At 55.1% G+C, this 14,918-nt stretch carries 16 protein-coding genes and 1 riboswitch; of the genes, 10 read left to right on the plus strand and 6 right to left on the minus strand.

Going from position 1 to position 14,918, the window contains the following annotated elements:
• The first annotated feature begins 85 nt into the window (after positions 1 to 85).
• The gene (gene glgS / locus OGY07_RS15400; protein WP_082636864.1) at positions 86 to 292 is read left to right on the plus strand and encodes a cell surface composition regulator GlgS; all 207 of its coding nucleotides are present in this window, start codon (positions 86 to 88) and stop codon (positions 290 to 292) included.
• A gap of 34 nt (positions 293 to 326) precedes the next feature.
• Here glgS and ubiK read toward each other — a convergent pair whose 3' ends face one another.
• Positions 327 to 629 (minus strand): ubiquinone biosynthesis accessory factor UbiK, encoded by a 303-nt coding sequence (gene ubiK / locus OGY07_RS15405; protein ID WP_042289303.1) that lies wholly within the window; start codon positions 627 to 629, stop codon positions 327 to 329.
• Between the two features lie 132 nt (positions 630 to 761).
• Positions 762 to 967: riboswitch (FMN riboswitch) on the plus strand.
• 105 nt (positions 968 to 1,072) lie between these two features.
• Between ubiK and ribB the strand changes: the two genes are divergently transcribed.
• Positions 1,073 to 1,726, plus strand: a complete 654-nt coding sequence (ribB, locus tag OGY07_RS15410) for a 3,4-dihydroxy-2-butanone-4-phosphate synthase (RefSeq protein WP_042289301.1) — start codon at positions 1,073 to 1,075, stop codon at positions 1,724 to 1,726.
• Between the two features lie 210 nt (positions 1,727 to 1,936).
• On the plus strand, positions 1,937 to 2,113 hold the full coding sequence (locus OGY07_RS15415) for a hypothetical protein (RefSeq protein ID WP_042289298.1): 177 nt from the start codon (positions 1,937 to 1,939) through the stop codon (positions 2,111 to 2,113).
• A 21-nt stretch (positions 2,114 to 2,134) separates the two neighbouring features.
• On the opposite strand, the gene zupT is transcribed toward OGY07_RS15415, so the two are convergent.
• On the minus strand, positions 2,135 to 2,908 hold the full coding sequence (gene zupT, locus OGY07_RS15420) for a zinc transporter ZupT (protein WP_199957051.1): 774 nt from the start codon (positions 2,906 to 2,908) through the stop codon (positions 2,135 to 2,137).
• Positions 2,909 to 3,040: 132 nt separating this feature from the next.
• Here zupT and ygiD point away from each other — a divergent pair, with 132 nt between their 5' ends.
• A complete protein-coding gene (gene ygiD / locus OGY07_RS15425; RefSeq protein ID WP_060570847.1) occupies positions 3,041 to 3,838 on the plus strand; it encodes a 4,5-DOPA-extradiol-dioxygenase in 798 nt (265 codons plus the stop codon).
• 31 nt (positions 3,839 to 3,869) lie between these two features.
• On the opposite strand, the gene OGY07_RS15430 is transcribed toward ygiD, so the two are convergent.
• The 3 genes from OGY07_RS15430 to tolC form a co-directional block, all read right to left on the minus strand.
• Entirely contained in the window at positions 3,870 to 5,030 is a 1,161-nt protein-coding gene (locus OGY07_RS15430) for a glutathionylspermidine synthase family protein (RefSeq protein WP_286601533.1), read from the minus strand.
• Positions 5,031 to 5,035: 5 nt separating this feature from the next.
• Positions 5,036 to 5,707, minus strand: a complete 672-nt coding sequence (locus OGY07_RS15435) for a DUF1190 family protein (protein ID WP_042289288.1) — start codon at positions 5,705 to 5,707, stop codon at positions 5,036 to 5,038.
• A gap of 198 nt (positions 5,708 to 5,905) precedes the next feature.
• Entirely contained in the window at positions 5,906 to 7,381 is a 1,476-nt protein-coding gene (tolC, locus tag OGY07_RS15440; protein WP_082636857.1) for an outer membrane channel protein TolC, read from the minus strand.
• A gap of 200 nt (positions 7,382 to 7,581) precedes the next feature.
• Between tolC and nudF the strand changes: the two genes are divergently transcribed.
• From nudF to parE, 5 genes are read left to right on the plus strand one after another with little or no spacing between them, the layout of a single operon-like run.
• Positions 7,582 to 8,214 (plus strand): ADP-ribose diphosphatase, encoded by a 633-nt coding sequence (nudF, locus tag OGY07_RS15445; protein WP_042289285.1) that lies wholly within the window; start codon positions 7,582 to 7,584, stop codon positions 8,212 to 8,214.
• Complete coding sequence (locus OGY07_RS15450; protein WP_012907621.1) at positions 8,211 to 8,633, plus strand: DUF1249 family protein; 423 nt, start codon at positions 8,211 to 8,213, stop codon at positions 8,631 to 8,633. The genes nudF and OGY07_RS15450 overlap by 4 nt, the downstream gene beginning before the upstream one ends.
• Positions 8,634 to 8,657: 24 nt before the next feature.
• Complete coding sequence (gene cpdA / locus OGY07_RS15455) at positions 8,658 to 9,485, plus strand: 3',5'-cyclic-AMP phosphodiesterase (protein ID WP_042289280.1); 828 nt, start codon at positions 8,658 to 8,660, stop codon at positions 9,483 to 9,485.
• Positions 9,485 to 10,066, plus strand: coding sequence for an esterase YqiA (gene yqiA / locus OGY07_RS15460; RefSeq protein ID WP_042289277.1), 582 nt, complete (start codon positions 9,485 to 9,487; stop codon positions 10,064 to 10,066). The genes cpdA and yqiA overlap by 1 nt, the downstream gene beginning before the upstream one ends.
• A gap of 27 nt (positions 10,067 to 10,093) precedes the next feature.
• Complete coding sequence (parE, locus tag OGY07_RS15465; RefSeq protein WP_181822077.1) at positions 10,094 to 11,986, plus strand: DNA topoisomerase IV subunit B; 1,893 nt, start codon at positions 10,094 to 10,096, stop codon at positions 11,984 to 11,986.
• Positions 11,987 to 12,062: 76 nt separating this feature from the next.
• Here the strand turns inward: parE and OGY07_RS15470 are convergent, their stop codons facing one another.
• Entirely contained in the window at positions 12,063 to 12,914 is an 852-nt protein-coding gene (locus tag OGY07_RS15470; protein WP_286601549.1) for a helix-turn-helix transcriptional regulator, read from the minus strand.
• 164 nt (positions 12,915 to 13,078) lie between these two features.
• On the opposite strand from OGY07_RS15470, the gene OGY07_RS15475 reads away from it, so the two are divergent.
• Entirely contained in the window at positions 13,079 to 14,893 is a 1,815-nt protein-coding gene (locus OGY07_RS15475) for a DUF2264 domain-containing protein (protein ID WP_286601551.1), read from the plus strand.
• Positions 14,894 to 14,918 lie beyond the last annotated feature (25 nt).

The raw sequence follows: 14,918 nt of genomic DNA on the forward strand, positions 1-14,918 counted from the left end.
TATGTACAAACCCGTCACCGGGACGGGTAAATACTGAAATCAGAAAAAGCATATGGCCTTAGCAGAGTTTCACAAACTGGAGGGTATGCTGATGAACAACACGGTTTATTCGTTGAACAATTTTGATTTCCTGGCGCGCAGTTTTGCCAGAATGCAGGCTGAAGGTCGCCCGGTGGATATCCAGGCCGTGACAGGCAATATGGATGAGGAGCACCGCAGTTGGTTTTGCAAACGCTATGCACACTACTGTCAGCAGGCGATGCAAGCGAGAAAATTAGAAGTGGAACACTAAACGACTCAACGGGCCTTGCGGCCCGTTGCTGTTTTTACTCCTGCGGTTCTACCGGCGGGATGGCAGGCGCGGGTTTGACTTCGTCGCTGATACCGCTCTGACGCGCTTCCAGCTCGCTCAACCGCTGTTCAAGCAGCGCCAGCTTTTCACGGGTACGCAACAGCACCTGCGTCTGCACGTCAAACTCTTCGCGGCTCACCAGATCGAGACGCGTCAACTGAGACTGCAGCGTCTGACGGATCTTTTTCTCGACATCTTCCCCGAACTCCCGGATCCCTTTCGGCATCGACTCGTGAACCTGGCGAGCGATCTGCTCAATTTTTTTCGGGTCAATCATAGTGGTTTCCCTGAACTGGTAAGTGTTAAAGCACATTGTAGTGCGATATGCGCAAGGCATAAACCAGAATTGTGTGAAGCTTATGCGGGTAAAGGCGTTGATGAAGGTAATCAATAGCGTTATAGTTATTCCGCTTATTCTCAGGGCGGGGCGAAATTCCCCACCGGCGGTAAATCAGCGATGTTCATCACTTTTCGTGTTGCAGTTCATCCTGCAGCGGCGTGAAAGTTGAAGGACCGGCTGAAAGCCCGCGAGCGCTTCAGATGCGAATCTGAAGGTCAGCAGATCCGGTGTAATTCCGGGGCCGACGGTTAAAGTCCGGATGGGAGAGAGTAACGATCCAGTCGGGCACGGACCCGCTCACGTTATTTTTTTGCCGCTTGTCGGTACTCCTAAGACTGCCCTGATTCTGGTAACCATAATTTTAGTGAGGTTTTTTTACCATGAATCAGACGCTACTTTCCTCTTTTGGTACGCCTTTCGAACGTGTTGAACATGCGCTGACTGCGCTGCGCGAAGGCCGCGGTGTGATGGTGCTTGACGATGAAGATCGCGAAAACGAAGGCGATATGATTTTCCCGGCAGAAACCATGACCGTTGAACAAATGGCGCTGACCATTCGTCACGGCAGCGGTATTGTTTGCCTGTGCATCACCGAAGATCGCCGCAAGCAGCTCGATCTGCCGATGATGGTGGAAAATAACACCAGCGCTTACGGCACCGGTTTTACCGTGACCATTGAAGCCGCTGAAGGCGTGACCACCGGCGTTTCCGCCGCTGACCGCGTCACCACCGTGCGCGCGGCGATTGCCGATGGCGCGAAGCCTTCCGATCTGAATCGTCCGGGACACGTCTTCCCGCTGCGTGCTCAGCCTGGCGGCGTGTTGACCCGTGGCGGCCACACTGAAGCGACCATCGATCTGGTGACGCTGGCTGGTTTCAAACCTGCGGGCGTGCTGTGTGAACTGACCAATGATGATGGCAGCATGGCGCGCGCGCCGGAGTGCATCGACTTTGCCAATAAACACAATATGGCGGTAGTGACGATCGAAGACCTGGTGGCATACCGTCAGGCCCACGAACGTAAAGCCAGCTAATACCTCCTTGCCGGATAGTGGTTAAAGCACCTTATCCGGCAAATTTCCCTTATTTGCCCTTCTTATCGGTTAATAAACACCCAACCTTTTTCTCTATGATCGAAATCATCATTTCGATTTCATACTGTGCCAGTATATAAATATACCTAAAAATAGGTATGTTAATTTTAAAGCTAAATATCTGTTAATGTTAAATTTAAAGGGAAAAGGATGTTTATTGCCTGGTATTGGATTGTGCTAATTGTACTGGTCGTGGTGGGCTATTTCTGCCATATGAAGCGTTACTGCAAAGCGTTTCGCCAGGACAGAGATGCGCTGCTGGAAATTCGTAATACATTGCTGCGTCGGGACGAACAAACGCGTGTTCTGACTAAAGAGCAGGAATAGTCGCTTCCTGCTCTTTCTGCGTTATCCCAGCCCCATCGTCTGAAGGACGACGAGGCTTAGCCCCATCACTGACATGCCGCAAAGAACGCCGTAACTGGGGTTGTTATTTGGATCGATCTCTTTTGCCAGCGGCATCAGCTCATCGACCGACAGCGCCACCATAATGCCCGCCACTGCAGCCATAATGGCGGCCATGACCACAGGCGAAACCAGGCTGCCGAGAATCAGCCATGCCAGAACGCCGCCCAGAATTTCGGCCATGCCGGAAATGCCTGCCCAGAAGACGGCCGTTCGCTTCGAGCCTGTCGCGGCGTATACCGGACCGGCTACCGCTAGCCCTTCAGGAATGTTGTGCAAGGCAACGGCCAGCGCCACGCCAAATCCAAGTTCGAGGTTACTGCTGGCGGTAACGTAAGTGGCGATGCCCTCCGGAAAGTTGTGCAAACTGATACCGAGCGTCAGCAGGACAGCGGTGCGCTTAATCGAACCTGGAAGCGGCTGCGTTGTTTTTTGTACCAGATCCTGGGGATGAGCGTGTGGTAGCAGACGGTCGAGGCCAAAATAGCCCAGCAGGCCGATAATAAACATTCCGTAGCCGAGAAGCGGCGACATGCCTTCCGCGGCCAGTGCCGCAGGCAGCATCTCCATTAAAGAGATGAGCAGCATGATCCCGGCGGCAAATCCGAGTGAAAACGCCAGCAGACGGTTCGAGGGTTTCTGGCCCAGGACGCCTAAAAACGCGCCGATAAACGTGGCGGCGCCCGCCAGTAAGGTCAGAAGTAAAGGTACTGACATCAATAACTCCTTAAAAATTCACCTGACCTTCAAAATAACTGATGATCATCATCATGGTTATCTGAGTTCTTCATATATCGAAAGAGCGTATGGTAAGACTCATAAAATGACTCCCTGAGTAAGGATATCATCATGTCGTCAATTCGTATGCCAGCTTTGTTTTTGGGGCACGGCAGCCCCATGAACGTGCTGGAAGATAATCTGTATACCCGCGCCTGGCAGCAACTGGGGGAGCGTCTGCCGCGTCCGAAAGCGATTGTGGTGGTGTCCGCTCACTGGTACACGCGCGGTACTGGCGTGACCGCAATGGACGCGCCAAAGACGATTCATGATTTTGGCGGTTTTCCGCAGGCGCTGTACGACACGCATTATCCGGCTCCCGGTTCGCCGGAACTGGCACAGCGGCTGGTGGAGCTTCTGGCGCCGGTGCCGGTTACGCTCGATAAAGAGGCCTGGGGTTTTGACCATGGTTCGTGGGGCGTGTTGATCAAAATGTATCCGAATGCCGATATTCCCATGGTGCAGTTGAGCGTCGACAGCACCAAACCGGCGGCCTGGCATTTTGAGATTGGACGTAAGCTGGCGGCGCTGCGTGACGAAGGAATTATGCTGCTAGCCAGTGGTAATGTGGTGCATAACTTGCGCACTGTCCGCTGGCACGGTGACGACGCGCCTTATCCGTGGGCGACCTCGTTCAATGATTTTGTTAAAGCGAATCTGACCTGGCAGGGACCGACAGAACGGCATCCGCTGGTCAACTATCTCGACCACGAAGGCGGTCCGCTGTCGAATCCAACCCCGGATCACTTCCTGCCGTTACTGTATGTATTGGGCGCATGGGATGGTAAAGAGCCAGTGACCCTTCCCGTAGAGGGGATCGAAATGGGCAGTCTGAGTATGCTGTCGGTACAGGTGGGTCAGGCCGGATAAGGCGCTTTGCGCTCTCATCCGGCACCCTTAATCATTCGACAAAGATATGCGGGTAGAAGCGGGACAGATCCTGAGTGATCAGCGCGCGGTCTTCACGTATGCCGATCCCGGCAGGCTGATCGTTGATCAACCAACTACCGATCAGCATATAGCTGTCGCCAAACTTCGGCAGCGGATGGAACTGCTGCACGATCATGCCTTCTTCGCCGTAAGGGCCTTCCACCGCTTCGATCGTTTTACCGTTCTCTATGATGGAGACGTTAGCGCCTTCACGCGAGAAGATCGGCTTCACGACAAATTTTTCCATTTGCGGATGATCGTCCTCTGCGAAGTACGCAGGCAGCAGATTCGGATGGTCAGGAAACATTTCCCACAGCAGCGGAAGCAGCGCCTTGTTGGAAATAATGCTCTTCCAGGCCGGTTCCAGCCAGCGAACGCCTGCGTCTTCCAGCTTGGTAGAGAACATCTCACGCAGCATAAATTCCCACGGATACAGCTTGAACAGGTTGGCGATCACCTGATCCTGCAGGTCCGTAAACTGGCCTTTCTCGCCCAGCCCGATATCTTCGATGTAGAGGAATTCGGTGGCGATTTCCGCTTCTGCGGCGCAGTCCTGCAGATACTGAATGGTTCCGCGATCCTCAACGGTGTCCCGGCAACAGGTGAGATGCAGAAGCTGAAAACCGTACTGCTCGCGCAGCTCGGCGAAACGCGCGATAAGTTTTTCCTGGAGGCTGTTAAACTGGTCGCTACCTTGCGGCAGGTTACCCGCGTTGAGCTGATCTTCAAGCCAGATCCACTGGAAAAATGCGGCTTCATACAGCGAAGTCGGCGTATCGGCGTTGTTTTCCAGCAGCTTAGGTTCGCCGGTGCCGTCCCACGCCAGATCGAGGCGTGAATAGAGCGAGGGCTGGCTCGTTTGCCAGGACTGACGAACGAAGCCCCAGGTATGTTTGGGAATGCGGAATTTGGTCATCAGCGCGTCGCTGGCGATCACTTTTTCGACTACCTTCAGGCACATCTGGTGCAGTTCAGCAGTCACCTCTTCCAGCTTTTCAACCTGCGCCAGCGTCAGCTTGTAGTATGCCTCTTCACACCAGTACGGTTCACCGTACATGGTGTGAAAATTGAACCCATATTCGTTGGCTTTATCGCGCCAGTCCGAGCGCTCAGTGATACTGACTCTTTCCATGCGGATCAGCCACCCATTGAACGCGTGGAGGTGCCGCTGGCGCTACGCTGCATGGTGTTCTGTTTGGCGACAGATTCACCAAAGCCGCCGCGCGTGACGGTCGAAGTGGTGGCAGGCTTCGGCGCCATGGCGGTTTTCGGCACCGTCATGCTGCGACCTGGCGTGGCGGCGCCATAGTTTTTGCCGCTTGCGTCGGTATATTTACCGTATGCCGGGCTGGCCGGGTTTTTCGAGCTGAACAGCGGCTGTTGCGCGAAACCTGCGCCGCCGCCCATCATCCGACCCATCATGTAACCCGCCATTAACGGCATCCAGAAGCTGCCGCTGGACTGCTGCGCTTGCGCCTGTCCTTCAGGGGCCATACCGGCCTGGGCTGGCGCCTGCTGGCACTGGCCTTCGCCAAATTCGGCCACGCAGTCTTCGCGGGACGCGTATTTCGGCGCGGTACGTTCGGCTTCTTTCAGCGCGTTGTTGTAGGTTGCAGTACACTCCGCGCTTTTACCCGGATTGGCTGCCGAGCAGTCATCCGCATTCTGATACAGCGATACGGTTTCGTCGCTCTTTTCACATCCCGCCAGCATAAACACAGCGGTAACGGCTAACGCCACAGGCGTCAGGTGACGCGCGCTCCAGCTTTTGCGGAACGCAGCGTGTTTGATGGATTTTGTCCGTTTCATTGTCGTCTTCCAGGACCCAGTGGTAATTACTGCTCAGGATAGAGGATGAGTGGTTGAAAATGAAGCGAGAAGGGGCAGGAATGCGGCTGAATCGTGGGATCTTTACGTTGTCTTACGTTCAGCAGCGATTTTGTGCCGATCGGCGGCTGCGCCTTATCGGGCCTACGTAGCGGTAGGCCCGATAAGCGAAAGGCCGTCTTAATTGCGGAACGGGTTACTGCCGGAGGTCGTCCGGGCTGACGCCGGCTGTACGGCAGTGGCGTTACCGTTAAAGTTATCCACGGCGGCGTCCTGCTGCGGGGTTTCCGGCGCTACGCTGTCCGGGCTGGTCGGAATCGGTTTGCCCAACGTGTTGTTCAGCGCCACCAGATCCTGCTCGTTCAGCGTACCCAGTGCGGATTTGATATTGAGCTGGTTGATCAGGTAGTTATAACGCGCATTCGCCAATTGCTGCTTGGCGTTATACAGCGTGGTGGTCGCATCCAGCACGTCAACAATCGTACGCGTACCCACAGAGTAACCTGCTTCCATCGCGTCTAATGAGCTTTGCGCAGAAACAACCGCCTGTTTGTAGGCGTTAATACTGCTGATGGAAGCATTAATGTTATTGAAAGACGAACGTACGGTCTGTACCACGCTGCGGTGCGCGCTTTCCAGCTGCTCGCTCGCGCCGACAAAGTTGTACTGCGCCTGTTTCACCTGCGAGTTCACCATACCGCCCTGATAGATCGGCAGAGAGAAGCTCAGGCCCACTTTGTTTTGGCCCATATTGCTGTCGTCATATTGCGAACCGGCAGCGCCACGGGTTTTGGAACCGCTGTATGAGGTGTCGGAAACGCCGGTCGAGGCGGTTAAATCCAGTGTCGGCAGATGGCCGTCCTGCGCCTGGCGAATTTGCTCGCGCGCGAGATCCTGGCTCAGACGCGCCTGCAACAGCGTCAGGTTGCGGTTTTCCGCTTCTTTCAGCAGGGCGTTTACCGGCTGCGGCTTGTCGGTTTTAAAGCTGTCGACGTTCAGCGACGCCAGCTCCGGGTAGTAGTTGCCGGTAACCTGACGCAGTTCTTCGACAGCGTTGTCGAGATCGTTACGCGCGGTCACTTCGTTCGCCAGTACGGTATCGTACTGTGAACGGGCGTTCTGCACGTCGGTAATGGCCACCAGACCCACGTTGAAACGTTGAGTGGTTTGATCCAACTGACGATAAATCGCCTGTTTCTGCGCCTGGGTGTAAGAGAGAACGTCAATGGCGTTCAACACTTTAAAGTAGGCACTGGCGGTGTTTAGGATCAGCGTTTGCTGGTCCGTCTGAAAGGTGACGTCCTGAATGCCCGCTGATTTTTCCTGCAGGGTCAGCGCGCGCCATTTCGACATATCGAAAAGAGTCTGCGTTAATTGCAGAGAAGCGCTGGTGGCGTTAGAGTTCACGCCGTTCGCGTCACGGTAGCCGTTGCTGTAGGTGTAATCGGCACCCAGACCCAGTTGAGGCAGTAAAGGACTACGTGCTTCGTTGATTTTTTCGAATGCAGCATCGCGATCGGCGGCGGATTTACGCAGTTCCGGGTTGCTCAGGCGTGCTTGCTGATAAACTTGCATCAGGTTCTCTGCCTGGCTCAGTGTGCTGAACCCCGACAGGCTCAGGCCGATAAGGATGGGGAGCAATTTCTTCATTTGCATTCCTTGTTGTGAAGCAGTATTTAGCGCTGATCAAATTTTAGAAAAATAATTGCCGATTCTAGCAGAATCCGCCACTGCAAAAAGTTGGCGTTATGTGCCATCAGGCGTTAATTTGCACCAATTTACCACAAGGTCGCTAAAACAGCAGTCAAACGCCCTTGAAATTCACATTTAAATCACTATTGGTACAGGACGGCACAATGCGTAAATCAGGCAACTCGCCCGTAACTTTCACCAAAAACGATGTAGAAATTATTGCACGAGAAACGCTATATCGCGGTTTTTTTTCGATGGATCTTTACCGCTTCCGCCACCGCTTGTTCAACGGTGAAATGAGCCAGGAGGTGCGGCGCGAAATTTTTGAGCGCGGTCACGCCGCAGTCTTGCTACCCTTTGACCCTGAGCGGGACGAAGTGGTGCTTGTCGAGCAGGTCCGAATTGCGGCCTATGACACCAGCGACACGCCGTGGTTACTGGAACTGGTAGCCGGCATGATTGAAGACGGCGAGACCGTCGACGACGTCGCGCGCCGTGAGGCGATGGAAGAAGCCGGCATCGTGGTGAAACGGACGAAACCGGTGCTCAGTTATCTGGCAAGTCCGGGGGGCACCAGCGAGCGCTCGTCAATTATGGTGGGTGAAGTGGACGCCACGACCGCGAACGGGATTCACGGTCTGGCTGATGAAAACGAAGATATTCGGGTTCATGTGGTAAGCCGGGAGCAGGCTTATCAATGGGTTGAAGAGGGGAAAATTGATAACGCGGCTTCCGTCATTGCCCTGCAATGGTTGCAGTTGCACTATAAAGAGTTAATACACGAGTGGAAAAAATGAAGCGCTATACACCTGACTTTCCTGAAATGATGCGTCTGTGCGAAACCAATTTCTCACAGCTACGCCGCCTGCTGCCGCGCAATGACGCGCCTGGCGAAACAGTAAGCTATCAGGTGGGCAACGCACAATATCGGCTAACGGTTGTTGAATCGACCCGATACACTACGCTTGTTACGATCGAGCAGACGGCGCCGGCAATCACCTACTGGAGCCTGCCGTCGCTGACGGTCCGCCTCTATCATGACGCGATGGTGGCTGAAGTGTGTTCAAGTCAGCAGATCTTTCGCTTCAAAGCGCGGTATGATTATCCCAATAAAAAGTTGCACCAACGCGACGAAAAGCATCAAATTAATCAGTTTTTAGCCGACTGGCTGCGATACTGTTTAGCACATGGAGCGATGGCGATTCCGGTTTACTAGCGTCGTGAAACCTAAGGACACCATTTGGAAAGCCTGTTAAACCTTCCTCTGGCTGGTGAGGCCAGGGTCAGGATCTTACAAATTACCGATACTCACCTGTTTGCCGAAAAGCACGAAACGCTGTTAGGCGTGAACACCTGGGAAAGTTACCAGGCCGTGCTGAAAGCGATTCATGCCGAGGGGCAGGAATACGATCTGATCGTGGCGACAGGGGATTTAGCGCAGGATCAAAGCGCGGCGGCCTATCAGCATTTTGCTGAAGGCATAGCCAGCTTTCGCGCGCCTTGCGTCTGGTTGCCAGGCAACCATGACTTTCAGCCAGCCATGTACAGCGCGTTGCAGGAGGCGGGGATCTCGCCAGCCAAGCGCGTGATGATTGGCGAACACTGGCAGATCCTGCTGCTCGACAGCCAGGTGTTTGGCGTACCCCACGGCGAACTGAGCGAATTCCAACTGGAGTGGCTTGAGCAAAAGCTGGCGGAAGCGCCGGAACGTCATACGTTGCTGCTTCTGCACCATCATCCGCTGCCTGCGGGCTGCAGCTGGCTGGATCAGCACAGTCTGCGCAACGCCGCGGAGCTGGACAGCGTGCTGGTGAACTTCCCGCGCGTGAAATATCTGCTTTGCGGACACATTCATCAGGAGCTGGATCTTGACTGGAATGGCCGCCGCCTGCTGGCGACGCCATCAACCTGCGTCCAGTTCAAACCGCACTGCGCTAACTTTACCCTCGACACGATTGGTCCTGGCTGGCGTACGCTGGAGCTGTTTGCTGACGGTTCGCTACATACGGACGTCTGTCGTTTAGAGGGGACTGAGTTTCGCCCCGACACCGCGTCAGAAGGCTACTGATGTCTACGCTTCTTTATCTTCACGGCTTCAACAGTTCGCCTCGCTCGGCGAAAGCCTGTCTGCTCAAAGACTGGCTGTGCGCACAGCATCCTGACATTGAGATGATTGTGCCGCAACTGCCGCCATACCCGGCCGATGCCGCAGAAATGCTGGAGTCGATCGTGCTGGAGCACGGTGGGGAACCGCTGGGTGTCGTCGGGTCTTCTTTGGGCGGCTACTACGCGACCTGGCTGTCGCAATGCTTTATGCTGCCCGCTGTCGTGGTCAACCCGGCGGTGCGGCCTTTCGAACTGCTGACCGACTACCTCGGCCAGAACGAGAACCCCTACACGGGGCAGCAATATGTGCTAGAGTCTCGTCATATTTACGATCTTAAAGTCATGCAGATTGACCCGCTGGAAGCGCCAGACCTTATCTGGCTGCTGCAACAGACGGGGGATGAAGTGCTGGATTACCGCCAGGCAGTGGCGTACTACGCGTCCTGCCGCCAGACTGTAATCGAAGGTGGAAACCACGCATTCACGGGCTTCGAAGATTATTTCAACCAGATTGTCGATTTCCTTGGACTGCACAGTTGCTGACAATCATTTCGAACTGCTATTAAAACCATGACGCAAACTTATAACGCTGATGCCATTGAGGTACTCACTGGGCTTGAGCCGGTGCGCCGCCGCCCGGGGATGTACACTGATACCACCCGTCCCAACCATCTTGGGCAGGAAGTGATTGATAACAGTGTGGATGAAGCACTGGCAGGACACGCGAAACGCGTGGACGTCATTTTACATGCCGATCAATCGCTGGAAGTCATTGATGACGGGCGCGGCATGCCCGTCGACATTCATCCTGAGGAAGGCGTCCCGGCGGTTGAACTGATCCTTTGCCGACTGCATGCGGGCGGTAAGTTCTCCAACAAGAACTACCAGTTCTCCGGGGGGCTGCACGGAGTAGGGATCTCGGTGGTGAACGCCCTGTCGAAGCGCGTGGAAGTGAACGTGCGCCGCGATGGTCAGGTGTATAACATTGCGTTTGAAAACGGTGAGAAAGTGCAGGATTTGCAGGTTGTCGGGACGTGCGGTAAACGCAACACCGGCACCAGCGTTCACTTCTGGCCGGACGAAACCTTTTTTGATAGCCCACGTTTCTCCGTTTCGCGCTTAACGCATGTGCTGAAGGCGAAAGCGGTGTTGTGCCCCGGCGTGGAAATCACCTTTAAGGACGAGGTCAACAACAGCGAGCAACGCTGGTGCTATCAGGATGGTCTGAACGACTATCTCGGCGAGGCGGTTAACGGCTTGCCGACGCTACCGGAAAAACCGTTTATCGGTAATTTCGAAGGCGATACGGAAGCGGTCGACTGGGCGCTGCTTTGGCTACCGGAAGGCGGCGAACTGCTGACCGAAAGCTACGTCAACCTGATCCCAACCCTGCAGGGCGGGACGCACGTAAACGGTCTGCGTCAGGGGCTGCTCGACGCGATGCGCGAATTCTGCGAATACCGCAATATTCTGCCGCGCGGCGTGAAGCTGTCGGCAGAAGACATCTGGGATCGCTGCGCCTACGTGCTTTCCGTGAAGATGCAGGATCCGCAGTTTGCCGGTCAAACCAAAGAGCGCCTGTCGTCGCGTCAGTGCGCGGCGTTCGTTTCCGGCGTGGTGAAAGATGCGTTTACCCTGTGGCTGAACCAGAACGTCCAGGCTGCGGAACTGCTGGCGGAAATGGCGATCTCCAGCGCTCAGCGTCGTCTACGCGCGGCGAAAAAAGTGGTGCGTAAAAAGCTGACCAGCGGTCCGGCGCTGCCGGGGAAACTGGCGGACTGTACCGCTCAGGATCTGAATCGTACCGAGCTGTTCCTCGTCGAAGGGGACTCGGCGGGCGGTTCGGCCAAGCAGGCGCGCGATCGTGAATATCAGGCGATCATGCCGCTTAAAGGTAAGATCCTCAACACCTGGGAAGTCTCCTCGGATGAGGTGCTGGCCTCTCAGGAAGTCCACGACATTTCGGTGGCGATCGGCATCGATCCGGACAGTGACGATCTCAGCCAGTTGCGCTACGGCAAGATCTGTATCCTTGCGGACGCCGACTCCGACGGCCTGCACATTGCCACGTTGCTCTGCGCGTTGTTTGTGAAGCACTTCCGGACGCTGGTGAAGCAGGGGCACGTCTACGTTGCGCTGCCGCCGTTATACCGTATCGATCTCGGCAAAGAGGTCTATTACGCCTTAACGGAAGAAGAAAAAGCGGGCGTGCTGGAACAGCTCAAGCGTAAGAAAGGCAAGCCAAACGTTCAGCGCTTTAAAGGTCTGGGTGAAATGAACCCGATGCAGTTGCGTGAGACAACGCTGGACCCGAACACCCGCCGTCTGGTGCAGCTCACCATCAGCGATGAAGATGACCAGCGTACCAACGCGGTGATGGATATGCTGCTGGCGAAGAAACGTTCTGAAGACCGTCGCAACTGGTTGCAGGAAAAGGGCGATCTCGCGGATATTGAGGCATAGTTGTTCGCTTTTGCGCAAAGCCCGTTACGCCGCCGCCATCCGGTAAAGCTAAGAGTACCGGATGACGGCGGTAACATCAGGTGGCGTGTTTTTTCCGGTACTGCAACGGCGTCTCGCCAATTCCCTTGCCAAACGCGCTGATGAAGTAGGTCACGTCCGAAAAGCCCACCTGTCGGGCGATATCACGCACGCTGGCGTTGCTGTGTAGCAGCGCCTCGCACGCTTTTCGTAACCGTAATGTATTGAGATAGTCGAGAATGCTTTCGCCCGTCTCATAATGAAAGCGGCGCGAGACGTAGCTTTTCGATTTCCCCACCTCTGCCGCCAGAGCATCGAGCCGGAATTTGTGCCGGTAATTTTCATCAAGCCAAAACATCACCTGGCTGGCGATTCCGCTGTCTGTCGCTGTCAAATTGACGTTATCCTCGGGTAACAGGCTTAATAAACTGAGCAACAGGCAAGAGACCTGTTCCGTATTGAGCGGCTTGCGGGCGGCCATTTTTTCGTAGCGACTGAAAAGAAAATCGACGTGCGGATGAATATCCGCCGCGTCGGTCACCCAGGCTTCGCCGCCGCGCAGACTCAGGTTTTGCAGACGCCGATGGTTATGCGGAAAGTCGCGTAACGCCTTCAGCACCGCATGGTGATCGAGATGGATAATGGTGCGCCGGTAGCCATCCTGGGCCCGTTCATCGACCATAATTTTATGCAGCGTAAAGGGCGGGAAAAAGAACACCCTCCCCGGACGCATGGTGTATTGCTTGTGATCGACAATCACCACGCCAAATCCTTCCTCTACGTACAACACCTCAAGACACTGATGCCAGTGGTGATACCGCACTGTATTGGCAAACAGGCGGCTGAACGAGGCAATGGCATCGTTCAGGGTGATCAACTCCAGGCGTTCTTCATTAAGCGGTGCGTTCATAGTGCAACAGATTTAAATTTTGATCGTCCTGGATTTGTTTATAAACCCTATTTTTAAATTTTCTCAATCACTGTTTTACTTCGGTGATAACGGTGTGACTGAGATAACATTTCCGCTTATCAGCGATTCACTATGATTTGTCCACTTAATCTGGAGGACAGGCTATGTGGACGGCTGCTGAAGAAACATCAAATCCTTTGTCATCACGCGAAGACGTAACGCGCGCCGTTAATGACATCTTACGTGCGCTGGACAAGCAGTTTCCGGCGGGGAAGGCGCAGTTTTCGCTGGGCAATACCTGCGCGCATTACAGCGTGGATATCGCCTGCATGGAGGGGCTTTCCCGCGCGCTGTGGGGGCTGTTTCCGTTGCTGGCGGGCGGCGCGGAAGCGCCGTTCGCAGAGAAGTATATTCAGGCGATTAAGCTGGGCACCGATCCGCATAGTCCTCAGTACTGGGGCGATACCGGCCCTTACGATCAGCGCCTGGTTGAGATGGCCGCTTACGGTTTGGGTCTTGCGCTATTGCAGACGCGGTTGACTGATGCGTTCAGCGTTGACGAACGGGAAAATCTTCATCGCTGGCTGAATCAAATCACTGACGCGCAAATGCCCGACAGTAACTGGAACTACTTTGCTATCATCGTGCAGCTCGGGTTCAAGCGCGCCGGTTTACCGTTCGATCAGGCTGCGATTGATCGCCGTTTTGCCCTGATGGAAGCCTATTACCTCGGCGACGGCTGGTATTCCGACGGTCCCGGGCGGCCGAAAGATTATTACATCTCAATGGCCTTCCATTTTTACGGCCTGCTGTACGCCACCCTCAGTCCGGATGACGTTGAACGTGGCGCGACGCTGCGCGAACGGTCGCGGCTGTTTGCGCAGGATTTTATCTACATGTCGGCGGCGGACGGCGCGTCGGTGCCGTTCGGGCGCAGCCTGACCTACCGCTTTGCAATGGTGGCGTTCTGGAGCGCAGTGGCGTTTGCCGGGCTCGACGTGTTCTCTCCGGGTGTGGTGAAAGGGATCATTCTGCGCCATCTGCGCTGGTGGCAACAGCAGTCGATTTTCGATCGTGAGGGTATCCTGACGCTGGGTTTTGCCTACCCGAATCTGGTCATGTGCGAGGACTACAACTCGCCCGGTTCCCCTTACTGGGCGCTGAAGGTATTTTTAATCCTCGCCCTGCCGTCAACGCATCCTTTCTGGCAAGCGGAGGAACTGCCGCTTCCTGCGCTTAGCGAAACGCGGACCGTCCCGCACGCCGGGCAAATTTTGCAGCACAGCGAGCGTTCGCAACATGTCACCCTGTTGACCTCCGGCCAACTTGAGTTGAACAACTATGTCAACACCGAAGCCAAATACACCAAATTTGCTTACTCCAGCCGCTTTGGTTTCACCGTCGAACGCGGACGCTATGGCCTGAAACACGCGGCGTGCGACTCCATGCTGCTGCTGGCGGACGGCGACAACTATTATCGCGGTCGACGGGGTTGCGACGCGGTCAGCGTACGTGAAAACGTCATCTTTTCGCGCTGGTCGCCGTGGCATGACGTCATTATCGACACCTGGCTGGCGCCGTTTGGTGAATGGCATATTCGCCTGCACCGTATCCACAGCGCCCGTACCTTACAGACGGCGGAAGGCGGATTTGCGGTGATGAAAGCGGATCATCGGGTAAGCGAACGCGGCTGCGAAATCAACGCCAGCAACGGCAGCAGCGCGATTGTCGATCTGTCGCCAGCGATCCGTCGTCAACCGGACAGCGTCGTCACGCCGCCGAACAGCAGCATTATGTTCGCAGAGTGCGCGTCCATCCCCCTGCTGTTAACAACAATTACCCCGGGCGAAACCTGGCTGTGCTGCGCAGTGTCGGCTCAGCAGAAAAGCGATGCGGCTGTTCCGCAACTGGAAATAAACACAGACCAGGTCGTTATTCGCGAACCTGGAAGCTTACGTCAACTGTCGTTCATTTTATAAAAACTGGCGCCCAGTGCGTCGGCGA

Source organism: Citrobacter sp. Cs237 (assembly GCF_030332325.1).
Classification (GTDB): Bacteria; Pseudomonadota; Gammaproteobacteria; order Enterobacterales; family Enterobacteriaceae; genus Citrobacter_A; species Citrobacter_A sedlakii.